This window comes from Curvibacter sp. GW821-FHT09D12, from assembly GCF_059416245.1.
The window spans coordinates 108,438-125,739 of record NZ_JBWKOU010000008.1 but is presented as its reverse complement, the minus strand read 5'-3'; the positions used below and the strand labels follow the sequence as shown (position 1 = coordinate 125,739).

Sequence of the window (17,302 nt, the reverse complement as noted above, 5' to 3'; positions counted from 1 at the left end):
TTGCGGTGCCTCAGCCACGGATCGGCAGGCCGACCCGGGCCTCAAGTTCGGCGTGGCTCAGGCCATCGGCCCGGTCGATCAATTGCAGACCCCAAGGGGTGCACTCGAGTGTGGCCAGGTCGGTGTAGATGCGCTTCACGCAGGCCACCCCGGTCAAGGGGTAGGTGCACTGCGCCACCACCTTGCTCTGGCCCGACTTGCTCAGCAGGTCCATCATCACCCAGGTCTGCTTGGCGCCAATCGCCAGGTCCATGGCGCCGCCCACAGCGGGGATGGCGCCCGGCTCGCCGGTGCTCCAGTTGGCCAGGTCGCCCGTGGCCGACACCTGGAAGGCGCCCAGCACACAGATGTCGAGGTGGCCGCCACGCATCATGGCAAAGCTGTCGGCATGGTGAAAGAAGGCGCCGCCCGGCAGCAGGGTGACCGGCTGCTTGCCGGCGTTGATGAGGTCGTAGTCCTCCTGGCCAGGGGCCGGTGCCGGGCCCATGCCCAGGATGCCGTTCTCGCTGTGCAGCACCACCTCGACACCTGCGGGCAGGTGATTGGCCACCTGGGTGGGCATGCCGATGCCCAGGTTGACATAGGCGCCGTCGAAGATGTCCTGCGCGACGCGCTGGGCCAGTGCGGTCTTGCTGCGGGCTTGGGGGGGGCTCATTCAGGACTCCTGAGGCTGCGCGGATCGGAACCCGCCGGCTTGGGTGGTGGTGCGTCCGACCTTCACGAGGTGGGAGACAAAGATGCCGGGCGTGACGATGGTCTCGGGATCCAGTTGGCCCAGTTCGACGATCTCATGCACGGTGGCGACAGTGCGCTTGGCCGCGGTGGCCATCACCGGGCCGAAGTTGCGGGCGGCCTTTCGGAAGGTCAGATTGCCCCATCGATCCCCCGCCTCGGCCTTGATCAGGGCCAGGTCGCCTCGCAGCGGGTACTCCAGCACATGGCCGCGGCCATCGATCACGCGGGTTTCCTTGGGTCGGCCATCTGGGTTCATGGCCAGTGCAGTGCCGTAGCCTGTCGGGGTGTAGAAGGCCCCGATGCCTGCGCCCGCCGCGCGCAGGCGCTCGGCCAGGTTGCCCTGGGGCACCAGCTCCAGTTCAATGCGGCCGCTGCGGTAAAGCTCGTCGAACACAAAGCTGTCGGCGCTGCGCGGAAAGCTGCAGACGATCTTGCGCACCCGCCCGGTCTTGAGCAGGGCGGCCAGGCCTGCGTGGCCATTGCCGGCGTTGTTGTTGACCACGGTGAGATCGCGCGTGCCGCGTTCGATCAGGCCCTCAATCAGTTCATTGGGAATGCCAGCGGTGCCGAACCCGCCGATCAGCACCGTGGCGCCATCCTGCAAGCCCTCCAGGGCCGCGGCCACGGAAGGCCGTTCTTTGTCGATCAAGGCTTGCTCCTGCAAATGGAAGAAGGTGAAAAGAGCGCGGCCATTTGGCTCAACGCGGCGTGGGCAGGCCGTGGTGGGCCACCAGTTGCCAGCGGGCACCACTCGGTGCGCACGGCTGCGCCAGCCAGACGGTCATGAACAGGCTGTCCACGCGCAGGGCCTGCCCGGCCTTGAGCACGCTGGCACGCATGCGCCCAGTCACGATCAGCGTGCCTTCGTGCGCCTGGCATTGCAGGTCGTCCAGCGACAGGTCCTGGTAGCGCAGCTGTCCGTTGGTCAGCCGGGCCATCAGGCTGGCGCAGCTGTCGCGCAGTCCGCTGGAATGCACATACACCAGGCCGGGCGAAAGCAGGGCCTGCAAACCGGCGCGGTCGCCCGCCAGCAGGGCGGCGGCGCGCCCGGCCTCCAGCGCCTGGGCCTGGGCCAGCGGCTCAAGGGTGGGGCTCATGGCGCTCAGTCCAGCTTGAGGCCGGTGTGGCGGATGGCTTGGCCCCACAGCACGGCGTCCTGCTTCAGAAAGGCGGCAAAGGCTTCAGGCGTGTTGGCCTTGAGCTCGCCGCCATAGGAGCGCCACCGTTCGATCAAGGCCGGGTTCTGGGTGCTGGCCTTTTGCATGGCTGCGCTCAGTTTGTCCACGATGGGCTTGGGCGTTCCGGCCGGGGCAAACAGGCCGGTCCAGGCTGTGGGGCTGTAGTCCTTCAGGCCCAGTTCGGCAAAGGTGGGCACATCCGGAAAGCTGGGGTGCCGGCTGGTGCCGGTCAAGGCCAGCACCTTGAGTTTGCCGGCCTTCACGTTGCCCAGGGCGGTGGGCAGGGCATCGAACATCAGCTGAACCTGGCCCGAGACCAGGTCGGCATAGGGGCTGGTGGTGTTGTACGGCACAAAGTTCAAGCGCACCCCTGCGCTGTGGGCAAACCACTCGCCGGCCAGGTGTGAGTAGCTGCCCACGCCGGAGGTGCCGGCCACCAGACCTTCGGGCTGCAACTTCAGCCGGGCCAGCACCTCACGGGCGTTGGTCTCGGGCAGGTTGGCATTGGCCAGCAAGGCGGTATTGAGCAGGCCCAGGATGCTGATCGGGGCGAAATCGCGCTCTGCGTTGTAAGGCACCTTGCGGTACAGGGCTGGCACCACCGAGTGTGAAGTGGTCGAGCCCATCACCAGGGTGTAGCCATCGGGGGCCGAGCGGGCAGCAGCATCCATGCCGATGGTCGACGAGGCCCCGGGGCGGTTCTCAACCACCACGGGCTGGCCTAGCACGCGTGTCAACTCGGCCGCGATTTCGCGGGTGTTGGCATCGGGGCCGGTGCCCGCGGCGAAGGGCGCAATGATCCGGATCGGTTTGCTGGGGTAGTCCTGGGCGCTGGCCGCGGGGCTGCTCAGCAAAGCCAGAGTGGGCAGCAAGGCGCCCAGGCAGCGGGTGAATAGGTTCAAGGCAAGTCTCCTGTTTTTCATGGTGTGAGTCTCTTTGTCGTTCGACGGCTGAATTTTGCAGTAAAAAACAATTGAATGTCAAAATATAAGAAAACAAAGATAAAAAACTGGTGCAGAATAAAAAACAGATGCCTACTTATCAAAAGGAGACAAGATGAGCATTCCTGTTCCGCCCTTGAGCCGGCCCGGCTCCCTGGTGTTCAGCCACATGGGCTTTTATGTGTGCGACCTGGAGCGCATGGCGCGCTACTACCAAGAAGTGCTTTGTTTCACAGAGACCGACCGGGGCGACCTGGGGCCGGTGCAACTGGTCTTCATGAGCCGCGATCCGGCCGAGCACCACCAGATCGTCTTGGCCAGCGGCCGCCCGGCCGATCTGGCGTTCAGCGTGATCAACCAGATTTCGCTGCGGGTGCCCGATCTGGCCACCCTGCGCGCGGTGCGAGCGCGCGTGGCGGCCGACAGTGGCAGCAGTGAACTGATCAGTGCCACCCATGGCAATGCCATCTCGATCTACTTCCGCGACCCCGAAGGCAACCGCCTGGAGGTGTTCATGGACATGCCCTGGTACTGCGAACAGCCACTGCGTGAGCCCATCGACCTGGATCAGCCGGACGAGCAGGTGTTCGAGCAGGCGCGCCAACTGGCCAGCAGCCGGCCGCGATTCCAGAGCCGCGCAGAGTGGCAGGCCGGAATGGCGCGGCGCATGGGGCGGGCCGAAGGAGGCGCAGCATGAGCAGCACACTTCACGACGTGGCCATCGTCGGTCTGGGGCCCGCCGGGGCGATGCTGGCCAACCTGCTGGGCCAGGCCGGGCTGTTGGTGCTGGTGCTGGACCGCGAGGCCGGCATCTACCCGCTGCCGCGGGCCATCCATTTCGATGGCGAGGTGATGCGGGCCTTCCAGGGCATCGGCCTGCGTCAGCAGGTGGAAGCGATCTCGCGTCCGGGCCTGAACGGCATGCGCTTCGTGAATGCTGACGGGGAGACCCTGATGATCCGGGGGGGCACCCAGTTGAATGGCCCGCACGGCTGCGCCAGCAACTACTACTTCAATCAGCCCGAGTTGGAGCAGGTGTTGCGCGAGGGCTTGCGCCGCTTCGAGCGGGTGCAGGTGCTGTTGCGCCATGAGGTGCTGGCCGTGCAGGACGAGGGTGAGCAGGTGCGGCTCACCGTGCGGTCGCCTGACCATGTCGAGCCCTTGAACCTGCACGCGCGCTATGTGGTGGGCTGCGACGGGGCCCGCTCGATGTTGCGTTGCGCCATGGGCTCGCCCATGCATGACCTGGGCTTGCGTCAGCCCTGGCTGGTGTTCGATGTACTGCTGCGTGACAACGCGCCCGAACTGCCTGAGCACACGGTGCAGTACTGTGACCCGGCGCGCCCCATGACCTGGTGCAACGTCACGGGTCGGCGCCGCCGCTGGGAGATCATGGTGTTGCCCGGTGACGACCCGGTTGAGCTGGTCAAGCCCGAGTCGCTGTGGCGCCTGGTCAGCCGCTGGATGAGCCCCGAGCATGCTGAGATCGAGCGGGCCGTCATCTACACCTTCCAGTCCGTGATTGCCCAGGGCTGGCGTCAGGGCCGCCTGCTGCTGGCCGGCGATGCGGCCCACCAGACCCCGCCCTTCCTGGGGCAGGGCATGTGCGCGGCGATCCGCGATGTGGCCAATCTGGCCTGGAAGCTGCAGGCCGTGTTGGCTCGGCAAGCCCCGGACACGCTGCTGGACAGCTACGAGGCCGAGCGTTCGCCCCATGTGCACGCGTTCATCGAACTGGCGGTGCGCCTGGGCAACATTATCCAGACCACCGATCCCGAGCAGGCGCGCGTCCGCGATGCGCGCTTTCGCCAGGATCAGCCCGAGATCTTCGAGTTCCCGGCTCCCTGCATCGGCCCAGGCCTGTGGCGGGGCGAGGCCGCGCCGGTGGCGCAGATCTTCCCTCAGCCCCGTTTGGCCGACGGCCGCCTGCTGGACGAGGCCCTGGGCCAACGCTTCGCCGTGATCGGCCTCGCCCTGGCGCTGGCGGCGGCCTCGGCGGCCACCCAGGCGCATTGGCAGGCGTCCGGCGCGGCCGTGCTGGAGGCCGACGCCGGCCTGCAGGATTGGCTGCAGGCCCAGGCGGCACAGGCCGTGGTGTTGCGGCCCGACCGCTATATCATGGGCTTGGCCAAGTCGCCCGGGGAGTTGGATGCCATCACGGCTTTGATGCCCGTGGCGCCCCTCCAACCCCACTGACCCGAGCCTCATGACCGACAAATCCGATTCCAGCCTCGTGCGCATGCTCAGCGTGCTGGATCTGTTCTCTGACCGCCAGCTGAGCTGGAGCGCCGAGGCCATCACGGCCGCGCTCCAGGTCTCCCTGCCGACGGGCTACCGCTATGTGAAGATGCTGACGGACGCGGGCCTGCTGCAGCGTTCGGCCGACTCCCAGTACACGCTGGGACCGCGCATCATCATGCTGGATTACTACATCCGGCGCGCCGATCCGGTGCTGCAGCACGGTGTGCCCTTCATGCAGGAACTGGTCACCCAGACCGGATTTGATTGCGTCATCTCGGCCTTGTATGGCCAGCAGTTGCTGGACACCCACCGCGAACTTGGCACCGCACCCGCCAGCCTGAGTTATGGCCGGGGCCGGCCCCGTCCCCTGTTTCAGGGCGCGGCCCCGAAAGTCATTCTGGCCGGTCTCAGCCCGGCCCAGTTGCACCGCCTGTTCGACGAGCACCTCGATGAGGTGGGCTCGGTCGGACTGCCCTCCAACTGGTCCGACTTCAGAAAGTACTACAGCGCTATCCGCAAGACGGGCTACTACTTCTCCAACGGAGAACTGGAGCCCGAGCTGGCGGCACTGGCTGCGCCGCTGTACCGCGCCGACGGCTCTGTCCTTGGCGCCATTTCCCTTGTCACGACCGTGCAGCGCATGGCGCTGGTGGACCTGCCCAAGCTGGCGCGTCTGCTCACCCGCGCCGCGCAGGAGATCACGGTCCGCATCCCCTAGCACCCCTACCGGAGTTCCCATGAAATTCGTCAGCTTCCTGAACCAAGGTGTTCCCAGTTACGGCCTGGTCCAAGGCGAACACGTGCTTGACCTCAAGCCCTTGTTTGGCGACCGTGCCCCCGACCTCAAGACGCTGATTGCCCTCGACCTGCTGGGCGCTGCCGCCGAGGCGGCCGGTCAGCACGCGGCCACGCTGCGCTTCTCGCAACTCACCCTGTTGCCTGTGATCCCCAATCCGAACAAGATCGTCTGCGTGGGCCTGAACTACGGTGAGCACGTGCGTGAGACGGGCAAGCAGGTCACCGAGTGCCCGGTGCTGTTTCTGCGCACCACCGAATCGCAGGTGGCCCACGGCCAGGACATCATCCGTCCGCCCGAGTCGCACCGCCTGGACTATGAAGGCGAGATCGCCATCATCATCGGTCGTGGCGGGCGCCGCATCAGCGAAGCGGACTCTTGGAGCCACATTGCCGGCTACAGCTGCTACAACGACGGCAGCATCCGGGACTGGCAGGTGGCCACCTCGCAATGGACACCCGGCAAGAACTTTTACCGCACCGGTGCTTTCGGCCCCTGGATGGTCAGTGCCGACGAGATCGCCCCCGATCAGCAGATGACGCTGGTCACCCGCCTCAATGGCCAGGAAATGCAGCGGGCCACCACCGACATGATGATTCACAGCATCCCACGCCAGATCGCCTACATCTCGGCCTTCATTCCGCTGGAGGCCGGCGACGTGATCGTGACCGGCACGCCGGGTGGGGTGGGCAACAAGCGCACCCCACCGGTGTTCATGAAGCCTGGTGACGTGGTCGAGATCGACATCGACGCCATCGGCGTGCTGCGCAATGGCATCCGCGACGAGGCCTGAGCCCGGGCTGGCCGCCTTGCCGCCCACACCGCCGGTGGCACGCCTGCTGGGGGCGCAGCCCCTGGCCCTGGACCTGGCGCAGGGGCGGCTGAGCGTGGCCTACGAGGCCACGGCCGCCTTTCTCAACCCTGCTGGCACGGTGCAGGGCGGCATGCTCTGCGCCATGCTCGACGATGTGACGGCCTGCCTGCTCGATGCCAGTCTGGCCGGCGAGGGCGTCGTCCTGACCCTGAACCTCAATGTGGCCTTCCACCGGCCCGCCCGCCCGGGGCCGCTGCAGGCCGAGGCCTGCTTCGTCCACCGCGGTCGCCGCGTGGCCAACCTCAGCGCCACCTTGTCCCAAGGCGGTCGGGCGGTGGCCTCGGCGACGGCGGTGTGCCAGATCGGCGTGCGCGGTGCGGGGCCTGTGGCCTGAGACTTCAGTTGGAGGATCGGGTCGCGGTGGCCGCGCCGCTGCCACCCCCAGGGATTCCACGGGGCTTGGATTCGGAGGTTCTGCGCCGCGTCAGGGCGAGTGCGTCTGCCAGGGCGGGTTGGCGAAGCGCAGCACCAACTCATCGAGCAGGGCGCGCACAGCGGGTGACAGCTGCCGGCGCGAGGGGTACAGCGCCTGGATGGTGAGGGTGGGCAGTTGCCATTCGGGCAGCACGGCCTGCAGCCGGCCCGCCGCCAGTTCGGCGTGCACCAGGTAGCTGGGCAGCAGGGCGATGCCCGCGCCGGCCAGGGTGGCCTGCATCAGGGCGGTGGCTTCGTTGGCGCTGAAATACGCCGCCACGGCCACCTCACGGGTCTCATCGCCACGCGTCAGTCGCCACACATGCTTGCCAAAGTTGGCGTAGCTCAGGCAGCGGTGCCGGCCCAGGTCTTCGGGTTGTTCGGGCCGGCCCTGGCGGGCCAGGTAGCCTGGCGCCGCCACCAGGTGCGATTCGCAGGGCGCCAGGGGGCGGGCGATCAACATCGGGTCGGGGTCGCTGCTGATGCGGATGGCCAGATCCACCCGCGCCTCAACGAGGTTGAGGGCCGCCTCGCTGGCATTGAGGTCGATCTTGAGCTGCGGGTGCCGGCTCAGAAAATCGGTCAGCATCGCCGCCAGTTGCGCGTAGGCCAGCGATACGCTGCAGGTCACCCGCAGCAAGCCGCGCAAGGTGTCGCCATGGGTGTCGGTCTCCTCTTGCAGGCTGTCGGCCAAGGCCAGCATTTGCTGACATCGGCGTAGGCAGTTTTCGCCAGCGTCAGTGAGGGTCACCTGGCGGGTGGTGCGTTGCAGCAGGCGGGTGCCCAGCCATTGCTCCAGCTCGCCCACATGGCGCGTGACCATCGAGCGTGACATCTCCAGCGTGTCGGCGGCGGCGCTGAAGCTGCCGGCCGTGGCCACCTCGGCAAACACCCGCATGGCAGTGAGACGGTCCATGATTTGATCGATTTGTGCAACAGATATGCGCAGATTATCGGGTTTATCTGCGCGATTCAGGAAACTAAACTGCCGGTCATCCCAATCAACCACCAGGACCTTGCTCATGTTCCGCACCACCGTCATCGCCGCCACCCTGTCCCTGGCCTTTGCCGCCGCCGCCCAGGCCGAGCCCCTTCACCTGCAGGTCTATACCGCTGGGCCCAACAGCTTCAACGTCAACTCCACCCTGGTCTATGGCGCCAAGGAGGCGGTGGTCATCGACGCGGGCTTCACGCGCTCCGATGCCCTGCGCATCGCAGCCAACGTGCTCGACTCCGGCCGGCAGCTCAAGACCATCCTGGTCAGCCAGGCTGATCCCGACTACTACTTTGGCGTGGAAACGCTGAAATCCCTGTTCCCGGCCGCCGAGGTGGTGGCCACCCCTGCGGTGCTGGAGAAGATCCAGGCCAAGCTGGCCGGCAAGCTGGCCTATTGGGGCCCCAAGATGGGCGCCAATGCGCCGGTCACCCCGGTGCTGCCCAAGGCCCTGCAAGGCAACAGCCTGAGCGTGGACGGCGAAGTCATTGAACTGCGCGGCACGCAAGGCCTGCTGGCGCACCGCCCTTATGTCTGGATCCCTTCGATCAAGACCGTCACCGGCGCTCTGGGGGTATTCGGCCAGATGCATGTGTGGACGGCCGATACGCAGACGGTGGCCGAGCGGGCCGCCTGGGTGGCCCAGCTGGACGAGATGGCGGCCCTGAAGCCGGAGGTGGTGGTGCCGGGCCACATGGCGGCAGCCACCCCGCTGACGCCGGCCAATCTGAGCTTCACCAGCACTTACCTCAAGACCTTTGAGCAGCAACTGGCCAAGGGCGCCAACAGCGCGGCGGTGGTGCAGGGCATGAACCAGGCCTACCCGGGCTTGCCCGGCGCGATGTCGTTGGACCTGGGGGCCAAGGTCAACAAGGGCGAGATGAAGTGGTGAGCCGCTGAACGATCACGCCATCCCGTCAACCCAACCGGAGTGCCACATGAGCCAGACCGATCCCATCCAGGTTCGCTATTTCTTTGACCCCTTGTGCGGCTGGTGCTATGGCGCAACGCCAGCCCTCAATGTGTTGCAGGGGCAAGCCGACATTGCGCTGACCTTGGCGCCAGTGGGCCTGTTTGCCGATGAGGCGGCCCGGCCCATGGACAGTGGCATGGCGGCCTATGCCTGGGCCAATGACCAACGCATCCAGGCCTTGACCGGTCAGGTGTTCAGCCCGGCTTACCGAGACCAGGTGCTTGGAGACGCTTCAAGGCCCTTCGATTCGGGGCCTGCCACCCGGGCTTTGAGTGCGGTGCAGATCACGGCCCCCGGGCGTGAGCTTGAGACCCTGCACGCGCTGCAGCATGCGCGGTATGTGGATGGCCTGGCCACCAGCGATGCTGCCGTGGTGGTCGCCCTGCTCAATGGCCTGGGCCTGCAGGCCGCGGCCCAGGCCTTGCAGATCGGCGATGCCGGCCTGTTGGCCCATGCCCGCGAGCGCATGCAAAAAGCCCGCAGTGCCTGGCAGCAACTGGGGCTTCAAGGGGTACCGGCCCTGCAGGTGCAGGCCGCGGGCGGCTCAAGGGTGGTCACCGGGCAGGTGCTGTATGGTGCACCCCAGGCCTTGCTCAGCCTGGTACGGGGCCACTGAGATCCTCAGGTGCGCGCAGTTCACCAGGCGGTCAGGCGAAAGTCGTTCTCGAAGCGGGCGTCAAAGTCGCGCTCGCTGATGTGGTTGATGCGGGCGTCGCACTGGCTGGGCAGGGCCACGCTGCGGCGGCGCACATAAATCACGCAGCCCAACAGCCGCCATACCACCAGCCGTTCTTCGCGTGGCTCTGGAAAGGCCTCGCGGTGCGGGGCGATGAGGAAGTCCCGATAACGCAGCTCTGCTGTCATCCAGCCCTTGCGCCGCGTGCGAACCACGCGGTAAAGCCCCAGGTGGAGTTGGCGCTGCCATGCCATCAGCAGCATCGCGAATAAGAGAGCAAGCAGAAGTGTCATTGGGTTAACCTCCTTTCGTGGTGGGATGCAAAGATAAACAGTATATATAGTTTATACGGTTAATGAGTGAGTGCTTCTAGCCCCTTTTTTGGCACGACGCAGTGCATCGCCGCGGCGGACGGGGGTTTCACGACCCTGTCATCGTTGCGAACTATGTTCGTACGCTTTGGGTTCGGAACATACGGTCATGAAGCTCGCATCAAAGAGGGTGCTGGCGGCAAGTTTGCTGTTCAGTGTGGTGGCGACAATTGCAAGTACGGTGCATGCAGCTGCATTCACGCCGGGCAATCTGGTCTTGTACAGGGTGGGCGATGGCTCGATCTCAGCCAGCACAGCAGCTACGGCGGTCTACCTGGATGAATACCGGGCGGATGGCACCTTGGTGCAGACCATCACCATGCCGACCGTTGCCGGCACTGCACCTCTGACCAATGCTCTGACCGCCAGCAGCACGGGCTCGGAGGGGTTGTTGACCCGTTCCTTTGATGGGGCCTGCCTGCTGGTGCCGGGGTATGCCACAGCGGCCGGCACAACAGGTGTGGCGGCTTCGGCCAGCGGCACGGTGCAGCGCTCGTTGGCGATCGTGAGCGCTGCCGGCGCTGTGGACACCACCACCACGCTGGGCAGCAATGCGTTCAATACCAAATCCCCTCGCGCAGCGGTCAGTGACAACTGCAGCCATGCCTGGCTCAGTGGGGACGGCAGCACGTCGGCCAAGCAGGGGGTTTGGTATGCCACCAAAGGCAGCACCAATGCCACACAGGTCTACAGCACCAATGCCGTGCATGGGTTGCTGGTGGCCGATGGCCGTTTGTGGGCTTCTCTCAAGAGCTCAACGCTGAACATCATTGGCACCGGCCTGCCGACCACCACAGGCCAAACCGGTAGCGCCATCGGCAGCATCACGACCGTGGGCAATTACCGCGGTATGGCCTTGCTGGATCTGCAAACTGGCGTCTCGGGCAGTGACACCCTGTATTTGGCCAACAACAGTGCAGGCAGCATTGACAAGTACTCCTACGATGGCACCCTCTGGACCAGCCGGGGCAGCCTGACTGCTACGGGCGTCGGCAACCTGCAGGGGCTGGCGGCACTGAATCTTGGCGATGGGCGTGTGGCGCTGTTCTACACCGATTCCAACACCGGCAATCTGTACCGCAGTGTGGATGGTGCGGGTCCGACGGCAAGCATGGCGGCCAGCACACCGGCCATCATTGCCACGGCAACGGGCGATGCCACGACCACCTCGACCAACACCTTCTTCTATGGTGTGGCGTTAGCTCCTGAAGCGAGTCTGCCTGTTGAAGCCCCTGGCAGTGCCAGCCAGGCTGATGCAGGCACTGTCACTGCCACCAGCTTTGTTGCGCAATGGCATGCGCCGAGTTCCGGCGGGGATGTGGCCTACTACGTGGTAGAAGTGTCGAGCGACAACTTTGCCACCGCGCCGTCCCAGACCCTGATCGTGCCCGGCACCCAGACATCGGTCACGGTCTCCGGACTCAGTGGTGCAACCCACTATTTCAGGGTTCGTGCGGTGAACAGCCTGGGTTCCAGCACGGATCTGGTTTCTGCCGCCATTGCGGCTCCCAATACGGCACCGTTGCTGACCTTTGCCTCGGTCACCGACGGCACTGACACCGTCGGCTATCCGATCACGGCAGGCGACACCCACGATCCAGTCGCCAGCACGGGATTGAGCTTCACCGTGTCGGACGCCGAGACGCCGACAGCCAACTTGACGGTCACAGCGCACAGTAGCAACACAGCCTTGTTGCCCGATTCGGGGCTGGGTTTGAGCGGCTGCAGTACCGGAGCCTGCACCCTGACCATCAGCCCGGCGGCGTTGACCGGGGCAGGTTATGTCGATGTGACCGTGTCGGTCACCGATGGGGGCGATGCCCAGGGACAGAACCAGGCGGTCACGACGGCAACTCGTCATTTCGCCGTGTCAGCGCGCAGCGCTGCCGACCTCGCTGGAGGCACCAATCCACGCTGGATGGCCGGGCGCTCAGATTCATCCGATGCCATCGTGAGCGGCAGTGCTGGCAGCCCCTATGTGCTGGTGGCCGACGATGAACCAGGCAACGTCATCAACCTCTGGGACCGAACGCGGTCGGGGCAGCCGATCAAGGTATTTGATATCTCTGCCGATCTTCAGGTGAACACGGGCAAGACAGGTGTCGATTGCACCTTTGCTGCCACCATCGCCAGCTATGGCGCCAATGAATGCAACACCAACCTGGAGTCCGACATGGAGGCCGCGACCCGGGTTGGCAATGTCACCTACTGGTCTGGCTCCCACAGCAACAGCAGCTCCGGCCAGATCCGCCCAGCCCGTTGGCGCTACTTTGCCTATACCCTGGACGACAGTACTCCATCCGACCCGAGCTTGACCTTCGTGGGCTACTACAAGTACCTGCGTCCTGATTTGATCAACTGGGACCGTGGCAACATGCATGGTCTGGGGGGCGATTATTTCGGCTTGGCGGCCAGTACGGCAGACGGCAACGCGCCGGAGGGCAGCAGTCTGGACGGCTTCAACATCGAGGGGTTGACCACCTCACCAAACGATTCCGTGGGTTGGTTCGCATTCCGCGCCCCCTTGGTACCCGCACCCGGACAACCTGGCGTGACCTCTGGCAACAACGCGGGCCGTACCCACGCACTGATCATTCAGGTGGCCAATTACCGTGACACCAATCAGGTCTTGACGACCAGTGGTGGCACCTACAACGCCAGTCAACCGAGTTCCGGTCTGGGCCTGCCGATCCGACTCGATCTTGGGGGGCGGGGCATCCGCGACATCAAGAAAAACGCGGCAGGACAGTACCTGATCATTGCCGGGCCGGCCAACAGCGCCACGGGGACGGCACCTTACGATTTCCGTCTGTTCACCTGGGACGGTTCATTTGATTCCAGCACGGGTCTGGCCACGAATCTTCAGATGCGGGCGACCGCCTTGGGAAGCATCACGGCGCCCAACTATGGCGGTTCTGTAGAAGGCGTCGTCGAGGTCCCGGACACCACCAACTCTGCCAGCACGGTGGATTTGATCAGCGACAGTGGTGATGTGGTCTTTTACGGCGATGGCCTTGGCGCCAAGGATCTGGATGGCGATGTCAACGCCATTCAGCACGATTACCCAATCAAGAAGTCGCGGGTGGATACGGTCACCCTCGGCGCAGTGGTTTCCTACGACTCTCGGCTTGCGACACTCAGCCTGAGCAACGCCACGCTTTCGCCGGTCTTTTCGGCGACCGTCTACGGCTACAGCGCAGTGTTGAACAATGGCGCGAACGCTGTGCAGGTCAGCGCCACCCCCGACGATCTCAGCCATGCGGGCATGGCCCTGAACGGCAGCTCGCTGCTTGCAGGCCAGGCCTCGGCCGCCGTCGCCGCGGGCAGCACCATCAACCTGGTGGTGACTGCGCAAGATGGCAGCACCAGCACCTATACGATCACCGTCGGTCAGGCCACTCAAAGCATCACCCTGGGCAGCGCGCCGGTGGTGTCTGTGGGTGGCACGGGCACGCTCAGCGCCAGTGCCAGTTCAGGCCTGACGCTCAGTTGGGCCAGTCAGACCACCTCGATTTGTACCGTGAGCGGACAGGTGGTCACGGGTGTAGCCGAGGGCACTTGCACTGTTACAGCCAGTCAGGCAGGCAATGCCGTCTATGCGGCAGCCCCATCACAAACGCTGAGCTTGCCGGTCACGGCGCGAAATTACAGCGGCACGCCCTCGGGTGGTTCCGGATCGGTGGGGGCGGCGTTCACCGGTGGGGGCGGCAGTGCCACCTTGACCCGTGCCCGCCTCATCGCGGTGAGTGGTGACGCCGGTTCCCCAGCAACAGCTGCGCCCGCGGGGGTCAGCTTCCCCTACGGCCTGTTTGACATGGTCATCAGCAATGTCACGGTTGGGGGAACCGTTCAACTGACCCTGACCTACCCGCAGGCCTTGCCAGCGGGTGCCCGGTACTGGAAGTACGGTAAAACCAGCCCTACAGACGCGGCGCACTGGTATGTCTTTTCCGGGGCCTCAATCTCGGGTAACACGGTCACATTGACGCTGACAGATGGTGGCTCTGGTGACGACGATGGGTTGGTTGATGGAGCGATCACTGACCCGGGCGGGGTGGGGCTTGGCGGGGCCGATGCCTTGAGCGTGCCAGCGTTGTCGGATATGACGCTGGCCCTGTTGGCCATGCTGTTGGCGGCCGTGTCATTGTTGGGCTTCAAGGGGGGGCTGATCAGGCACCCTGCCTGAAGCGTCAGGATGGCGGGCCCCGCTGGCCCGGGCCGGCGCTAAACTCACCCGGGTATGCCCAGCACACGTGTTTCTGACCCCACCGGCCCCGGCCACCTTGATCACCATCGGCTCACCCGCCTGCTGGGTTATCAGTTGGCGCAGGCGTCCATCCCCACCAATCGGCTCTTCAAGTCGAACATCGAGACCCATTGCCAGCTCAACAAGCTGGAGTTCAGCCTGTTGATGCTGGTGGCCTCCAATGAACATGTCACGCCCAAACGCCTGTCGGTGGCGATGAATGTGCCGGGCCCCAACCTCACGCTGCTGCTGGGGCGCCTGGAAGAGCGAGGGCTGCTGCAGCGTGAGCGCAGCGAGACAGACCGGCGTGTGCAGCACCTGAGGCTGACCCCCGACGGTGAGGCGCTGGTGCAAAAGTTGGAAGCCATCATCGACCGCATGGAGGCGGATCTGCTGAGCCACCTCAGCCCGGGTGAGCGCACCCTGTTGTTTGAGTTGCTGGCCAAGGTCGCTGCACACCGCAAGGTCTGAAAGTGCCCCTGCCTTGATCCATCGAATCCGTCACCTCTGGCCCGCGGCGCTGACGGGGCTGCTGGGCCTGGCCTTGGCCGGCCTGTTGTGGGTGGCTTTCGGCGATGCGGGCAGCGATGTGACCGACCCGGGCCTGAGTCTGGCCCGTGGCCATGGTTGCCTGTCCTGCCATGGCCTGGTGCACAAGCAGGTGGGGCCGGGCTACGCCCAGGTGGCCCAGCGCTACCGCGGAGATCCCAAAGCCCCGGAGCGGCTGGCGGCGATCATCCGCGCCGGCTCGGTGGGGCGTTGGGGGCGCGTGATCATGCCTCGCCAGCCCGGTGTGACCGAGGTCGAAGCCCGTCAACTGGCCGCCTGGGTGTTGGCCCAGCCTGATCCCCACTGAATCTCTGTTTGTCTTTGGACGAGTGGCCCTTGCGTGGGTGACCACACGCCTGTGTGCACCGTGGCCTTTTGCCTGGGGCACCTGTCCGGGTGCGCCGGATCGGCTTCCATCCCCTCTTCGATTCCTTCGCGTAATCCCTAGTTTTTGTGCAAAACTAATTACATATAGTAAGTATCTGGAAGGTCGTGAGTTGGACTTTCCCAATATAAATCGCGAATTGACCCACGAGGAGACATGAAGATGCTTAATAAGGTAAATGATTCTGCCGCGTGCCGATGGTTGCCCGCTGCATTCGCTGTGGCGGTGCTTTCGGCCTGTGGCGGCGGTGGCGGCGGTGTGGTGATCCCCCAGTTGGGGGCCGCCACCGGTGCTAGCCTGAGCGGCACCTGCGAGGCCTTGGCCAGCAAGTTGGGCGCCCTGCAGAACACGGCCATCACGGGCACCAGCACCGTGGCTGCCGGCACCCTCACGGTGGGGGGGCAGGCCGTGCCGGCCCATTGCCTGGTCACAGGCAAGATGAACCAGCGTGTGAGCGCCGTCGATGGTCAGACCTATGCCATCGGCTTTGAAATGCGCCTGCCGGTCAATTGGAATGGCCGCTTCTTTTACCAGGCCAATGGGGGTACCGACGGCAATGTGGTCACGGCCACAGGTGGCTTTGGCGGGGGGCCCCAAACCCATGCCTTGCTGCAGGGGTTCGCAGTGTTGAGTTCGGACGCCGGACACACTGCGGCCCAGAACCCGACGTTCGGTATCGATCCCCAAGCTCGCCTCGACTACGGTTACCAAGCGGTCGGAAAGCTGACCCCAATGGCCAAAAACGTGATTCAACTGGCCTATGGCAAGGGCCCTGATCGGTCTTACCTGGGCGGTTGCTCCAACGGGGGGCGTCACACCCTGGTCGGGGCGGCGCGCTACAGCGACCAGTACGATGGCTTTCTGGCAGGCGCCCCGGGTTACAACCTGCCCAAGGCGGCCGTGCGCAGCATTTACCGGGGCCAGCAGTACGCCAGCCTGGTCGCGGCAGGCACCGACCCCAGTACCCCGGCCGGCCTGGGCACGGCCTACACAACCGCCGAGCGCACGATGGTCTCCAAGGCGGTGCTGGCCAAGTGCGACGCACTGGACGGCGCCACGGACGGGATGATCCAGGATGGCAAGGCCTGTCAGGCCGCGTTCAACATCGCCACCGATGTGCCCACCTGCACCGGCAGCCGCGATGGCACCTGCCTGACCACGGCTCAGAAAACGGCGGTGTCCAACATCTTCAAGGGCCCCACAACCAGCGCGGGCGCCGCCGTTTACAACAGCTTCCCGTTCGACAGCGGGCATGGGGGTGCCGGCGTGGCCTTTTGGGAGTTCACGGCGCCGCTGCAGCTTGATTCAGGCGCCGTGGGCCTGATCTTCAAGACCCCGCCCGAGGCGGCAGCCACCTTCAACGGGCCGGCCTTCACCCTGGGCGCCAACATCGACACCCTGGTGGCCCAGATCAATGCCACCAACAGCACCTACACCGAGTCGGGCATGGGCTTCATGACGCCACCCAACCCGACCGACCTGTCCGGGTTGAAGAACCGGGGCGCCAAGGTGATGGTCTACCACGGTGTGAGCGATCCGATCTTCTCGGTCAACGACACCGTGGCCTTGATTGACGGCCTGAACGCTGCCAACGGAGGCGATGCCACCAACTTTGCCCGCCTGTTCAAGGTGCCTGGCATGAACCACTGCTCGGGCGGCCCCGCCACCGACCAGTTCGACATGATCACGCCCCTGGTGGCCTGGGTGGAGCAGGGCAAGGCCCCGGATCAGGTGGTGGCTAGCGCCCGGGGGGCCGGCAATGCGGGTGGCGTGAATGCCGATGTGCCCAGCACCTGGTCGGCCACCCGCACTCGACCGCTGTGCGCCTACCCCAAGGTGGCGCGCTACAACGGCACGGGGGACGTCGAGTCGGCCGCCAGCTTCAGCTGCCAGCCTTGATGCCCGAGGCGGGGGCCTGGCCCGAAGGGG

General features: G+C 65.2%; 17 protein-coding genes. 11 read left to right on the top strand and 6 right to left on the bottom strand.

The genetic code is table 11. The annotated features are described in order from the left end of the window. Positions 1–10: 10 nt before the first annotated feature. The 4 genes from AC07PT_RS14935 to AC07PT_RS14920 are packed head-to-tail and all read right to left on the bottom strand — an operon-like array spanning position 11 to position 2,815. Positions 11–655 carry a 3-oxoacid CoA-transferase subunit B gene (locus AC07PT_RS14935; protein WP_494657117.1) on the bottom strand — a complete coding sequence of 215 codons (645 nt, stop codon included), beginning with the start codon at positions 653–655 and terminating at the stop codon, positions 11–13. Then, positions 656–1,384 carry a 3-oxoacid CoA-transferase subunit A gene (locus AC07PT_RS14930; protein ID WP_494657116.1) on the bottom strand — a complete coding sequence of 243 codons (729 nt, stop codon included), beginning with the start codon at positions 1,382–1,384 and terminating at the stop codon, positions 656–658. A 49-nt stretch (positions 1,385–1,433) separates the two neighbouring features. Then, on the bottom strand, positions 1,434–1,832 hold the full coding sequence (locus AC07PT_RS14925) for a nuclear transport factor 2 family protein (protein ID WP_494657115.1): 399 nt from the start codon (positions 1,830–1,832) through the stop codon (positions 1,434–1,436). Positions 1,833–1,837: 5 nt separating this feature from the next. After that, positions 1,838–2,815 carry a Bug family tripartite tricarboxylate transporter substrate binding protein gene (locus tag AC07PT_RS14920; RefSeq protein WP_492346062.1) on the bottom strand — a complete coding sequence of 326 codons (978 nt, stop codon included), beginning with the start codon at positions 2,813–2,815 and terminating at the stop codon, positions 1,838–1,840. A 154-nt stretch (positions 2,816–2,969) separates the two neighbouring features. Between AC07PT_RS14920 and AC07PT_RS14915 the strand changes: the two genes are divergently transcribed. From AC07PT_RS14915 to AC07PT_RS14895, 5 genes are read left to right on the top strand one after another with little or no spacing between them, the layout of a single operon-like run. After that, positions 2,970–3,551, top strand: coding sequence for a VOC family protein (locus tag AC07PT_RS14915; RefSeq protein WP_492346061.1), 582 nt, complete (start codon positions 2,970–2,972; stop codon positions 3,549–3,551). Further along, complete coding sequence (gene mhpA, locus AC07PT_RS14910; RefSeq protein ID WP_494657114.1) at positions 3,548–5,050, top strand: bifunctional 3-(3-hydroxy-phenyl)propionate/3-hydroxycinnamic acid hydroxylase MhpA; 1,503 nt, start codon at positions 3,548–3,550, stop codon at positions 5,048–5,050. The genes AC07PT_RS14915 and mhpA overlap by 4 nt, the downstream gene beginning before the upstream one ends. A gap of 10 nt (positions 5,051–5,060) precedes the next feature. Next, positions 5,061–5,813: an IclR family transcriptional regulator gene (locus AC07PT_RS14905; protein WP_494657113.1), complete on the top strand. Its 753-nt coding sequence runs from the start codon at positions 5,061–5,063 to the stop codon at positions 5,811–5,813. A 19-nt stretch (positions 5,814–5,832) separates the two neighbouring features. Continuing rightward, complete coding sequence (locus tag AC07PT_RS14900; RefSeq protein WP_492346058.1) at positions 5,833–6,684, top strand: fumarylacetoacetate hydrolase family protein; 852 nt, start codon at positions 5,833–5,835, stop codon at positions 6,682–6,684. Next, positions 6,662–7,099, top strand: coding sequence for a PaaI family thioesterase (locus AC07PT_RS14895; protein WP_492346057.1), 438 nt, complete (start codon positions 6,662–6,664; stop codon positions 7,097–7,099). The genes AC07PT_RS14900 and AC07PT_RS14895 overlap by 23 nt, the downstream gene beginning before the upstream one ends. 90 nt (positions 7,100–7,189) lie before the next feature. Here the strand turns inward: AC07PT_RS14895 and AC07PT_RS14890 are convergent, their stop codons facing one another. Further along, entirely contained in the window at positions 7,190–8,095 is a 906-nt protein-coding gene (locus AC07PT_RS14890; protein ID WP_492346056.1) for a LysR family transcriptional regulator, read from the bottom strand. A gap of 106 nt (positions 8,096–8,201) precedes the next feature. Here AC07PT_RS14890 and AC07PT_RS14885 point away from each other — a divergent pair, with 106 nt between their 5' ends. Both AC07PT_RS14885 and AC07PT_RS14880 read left to right on the top strand, forming a co-directional pair. Then, positions 8,202–9,065 (top strand): MBL fold metallo-hydrolase, encoded by an 864-nt coding sequence (locus AC07PT_RS14885; RefSeq protein WP_494657112.1) that lies wholly within the window; start codon positions 8,202–8,204, stop codon positions 9,063–9,065. 46 nt (positions 9,066–9,111) lie between these two features. After that, a complete protein-coding gene (locus AC07PT_RS14880; protein ID WP_494657111.1) occupies positions 9,112–9,762 on the top strand; it encodes a DsbA family protein in 651 nt (216 codons plus the stop codon). Positions 9,763–9,782: 20 nt separating this feature from the next. Here AC07PT_RS14880 and AC07PT_RS14875 read toward each other — a convergent pair whose 3' ends face one another. Beyond that, entirely contained in the window at positions 9,783–10,115 is a 333-nt protein-coding gene (locus AC07PT_RS14875; RefSeq protein WP_492346053.1) for a hypothetical protein, read from the bottom strand. A gap of 187 nt (positions 10,116–10,302) precedes the next feature. Here AC07PT_RS14875 and AC07PT_RS14870 point away from each other — a divergent pair, with 187 nt between their 5' ends. From AC07PT_RS14870 to AC07PT_RS14855, 4 genes are all read left to right on the top strand, one after another. After that, complete coding sequence (locus tag AC07PT_RS14870; protein WP_494657110.1) at positions 10,303–14,379, top strand: beta strand repeat-containing protein; 4,077 nt, start codon at positions 10,303–10,305, stop codon at positions 14,377–14,379. A gap of 54 nt (positions 14,380–14,433) precedes the next feature. Continuing rightward, on the top strand, positions 14,434–14,910 hold the full coding sequence (locus AC07PT_RS14865; protein ID WP_494657109.1) for a MarR family winged helix-turn-helix transcriptional regulator: 477 nt from the start codon (positions 14,434–14,436) through the stop codon (positions 14,908–14,910). Positions 14,911–14,923: 13 nt separating this feature from the next. Next, positions 14,924–15,295 (top strand): c-type cytochrome, encoded by a 372-nt coding sequence (locus AC07PT_RS14860; protein ID WP_494657108.1) that lies wholly within the window; start codon positions 14,924–14,926, stop codon positions 15,293–15,295. Between the two features lie 240 nt (positions 15,296–15,535). Beyond that, on the top strand, positions 15,536–17,272 hold the full coding sequence (locus AC07PT_RS14855; RefSeq protein WP_492346049.1) for a tannase/feruloyl esterase family alpha/beta hydrolase: 1,737 nt from the start codon (positions 15,536–15,538) through the stop codon (positions 17,270–17,272). Positions 17,273–17,302: the final 30 nt, after the last annotated feature.

What these genes read in the sequence shown, in the direction of transcription:
- AC07PT_RS14900 (WP_492346058.1), top strand. Translation starts at nt 5,833, where the DNA reads ATGAAATTCGTCAGCTTCCTGAACCAAGGTGTTCCCAGTTACGGCCTG.
- AC07PT_RS14855 (WP_492346049.1), top strand. Translation starts at nt 15,536, where the DNA reads ATGCTTAATAAGGTAAATGATTCTGCCGCGTGCCGATGGTTGCCCGCT.
- AC07PT_RS14875 (WP_492346053.1), bottom strand. Translation starts at nt 10,115, where the DNA reads ATGACACTTCTGCTTGCTCTCTTATTCGCGATGCTGCTGATGGCATGG.
- AC07PT_RS14880 (WP_494657111.1), top strand. Translation starts at nt 9,112, where the DNA reads ATGAGCCAGACCGATCCCATCCAGGTTCGCTATTTCTTTGACCCCTTG.
- AC07PT_RS14890 (WP_492346056.1), bottom strand. Translation starts at nt 8,095, where the DNA reads ATGGACCGTCTCACTGCCATGCGGGTGTTTGCCGAGGTGGCCACGGCC.
- AC07PT_RS14935 (WP_494657117.1), bottom strand. Translation starts at nt 655, where the DNA reads ATGAGCCCCCCCCAAGCCCGCAGCAAGACCGCACTGGCCCAGCGCGTC.
- AC07PT_RS14915 (WP_492346061.1), top strand. Translation starts at nt 2,970, where the DNA reads ATGAGCATTCCTGTTCCGCCCTTGAGCCGGCCCGGCTCCCTGGTGTTC.
- AC07PT_RS14865 (WP_494657109.1), top strand. Translation starts at nt 14,434, where the DNA reads ATGCCCAGCACACGTGTTTCTGACCCCACCGGCCCCGGCCACCTTGAT.
- AC07PT_RS14885 (WP_494657112.1), top strand. Translation starts at nt 8,202, where the DNA reads ATGTTCCGCACCACCGTCATCGCCGCCACCCTGTCCCTGGCCTTTGCC.
- mhpA (WP_494657114.1), top strand. Translation starts at nt 3,548, where the DNA reads ATGAGCAGCACACTTCACGACGTGGCCATCGTCGGTCTGGGGCCCGCC.
- AC07PT_RS14905 (WP_494657113.1), top strand. Translation starts at nt 5,061, where the DNA reads ATGACCGACAAATCCGATTCCAGCCTCGTGCGCATGCTCAGCGTGCTG.
- AC07PT_RS14895 (WP_492346057.1), top strand. Translation starts at nt 6,662, where the DNA reads ATGGCATCCGCGACGAGGCCTGAGCCCGGGCTGGCCGCCTTGCCGCCC.
- AC07PT_RS14925 (WP_494657115.1), bottom strand. Translation starts at nt 1,832, where the DNA reads ATGAGCCCCACCCTTGAGCCGCTGGCCCAGGCCCAGGCGCTGGAGGCC.
- AC07PT_RS14870 (WP_494657110.1), top strand. Translation starts at nt 10,303, where the DNA reads ATGAAGCTCGCATCAAAGAGGGTGCTGGCGGCAAGTTTGCTGTTCAGT.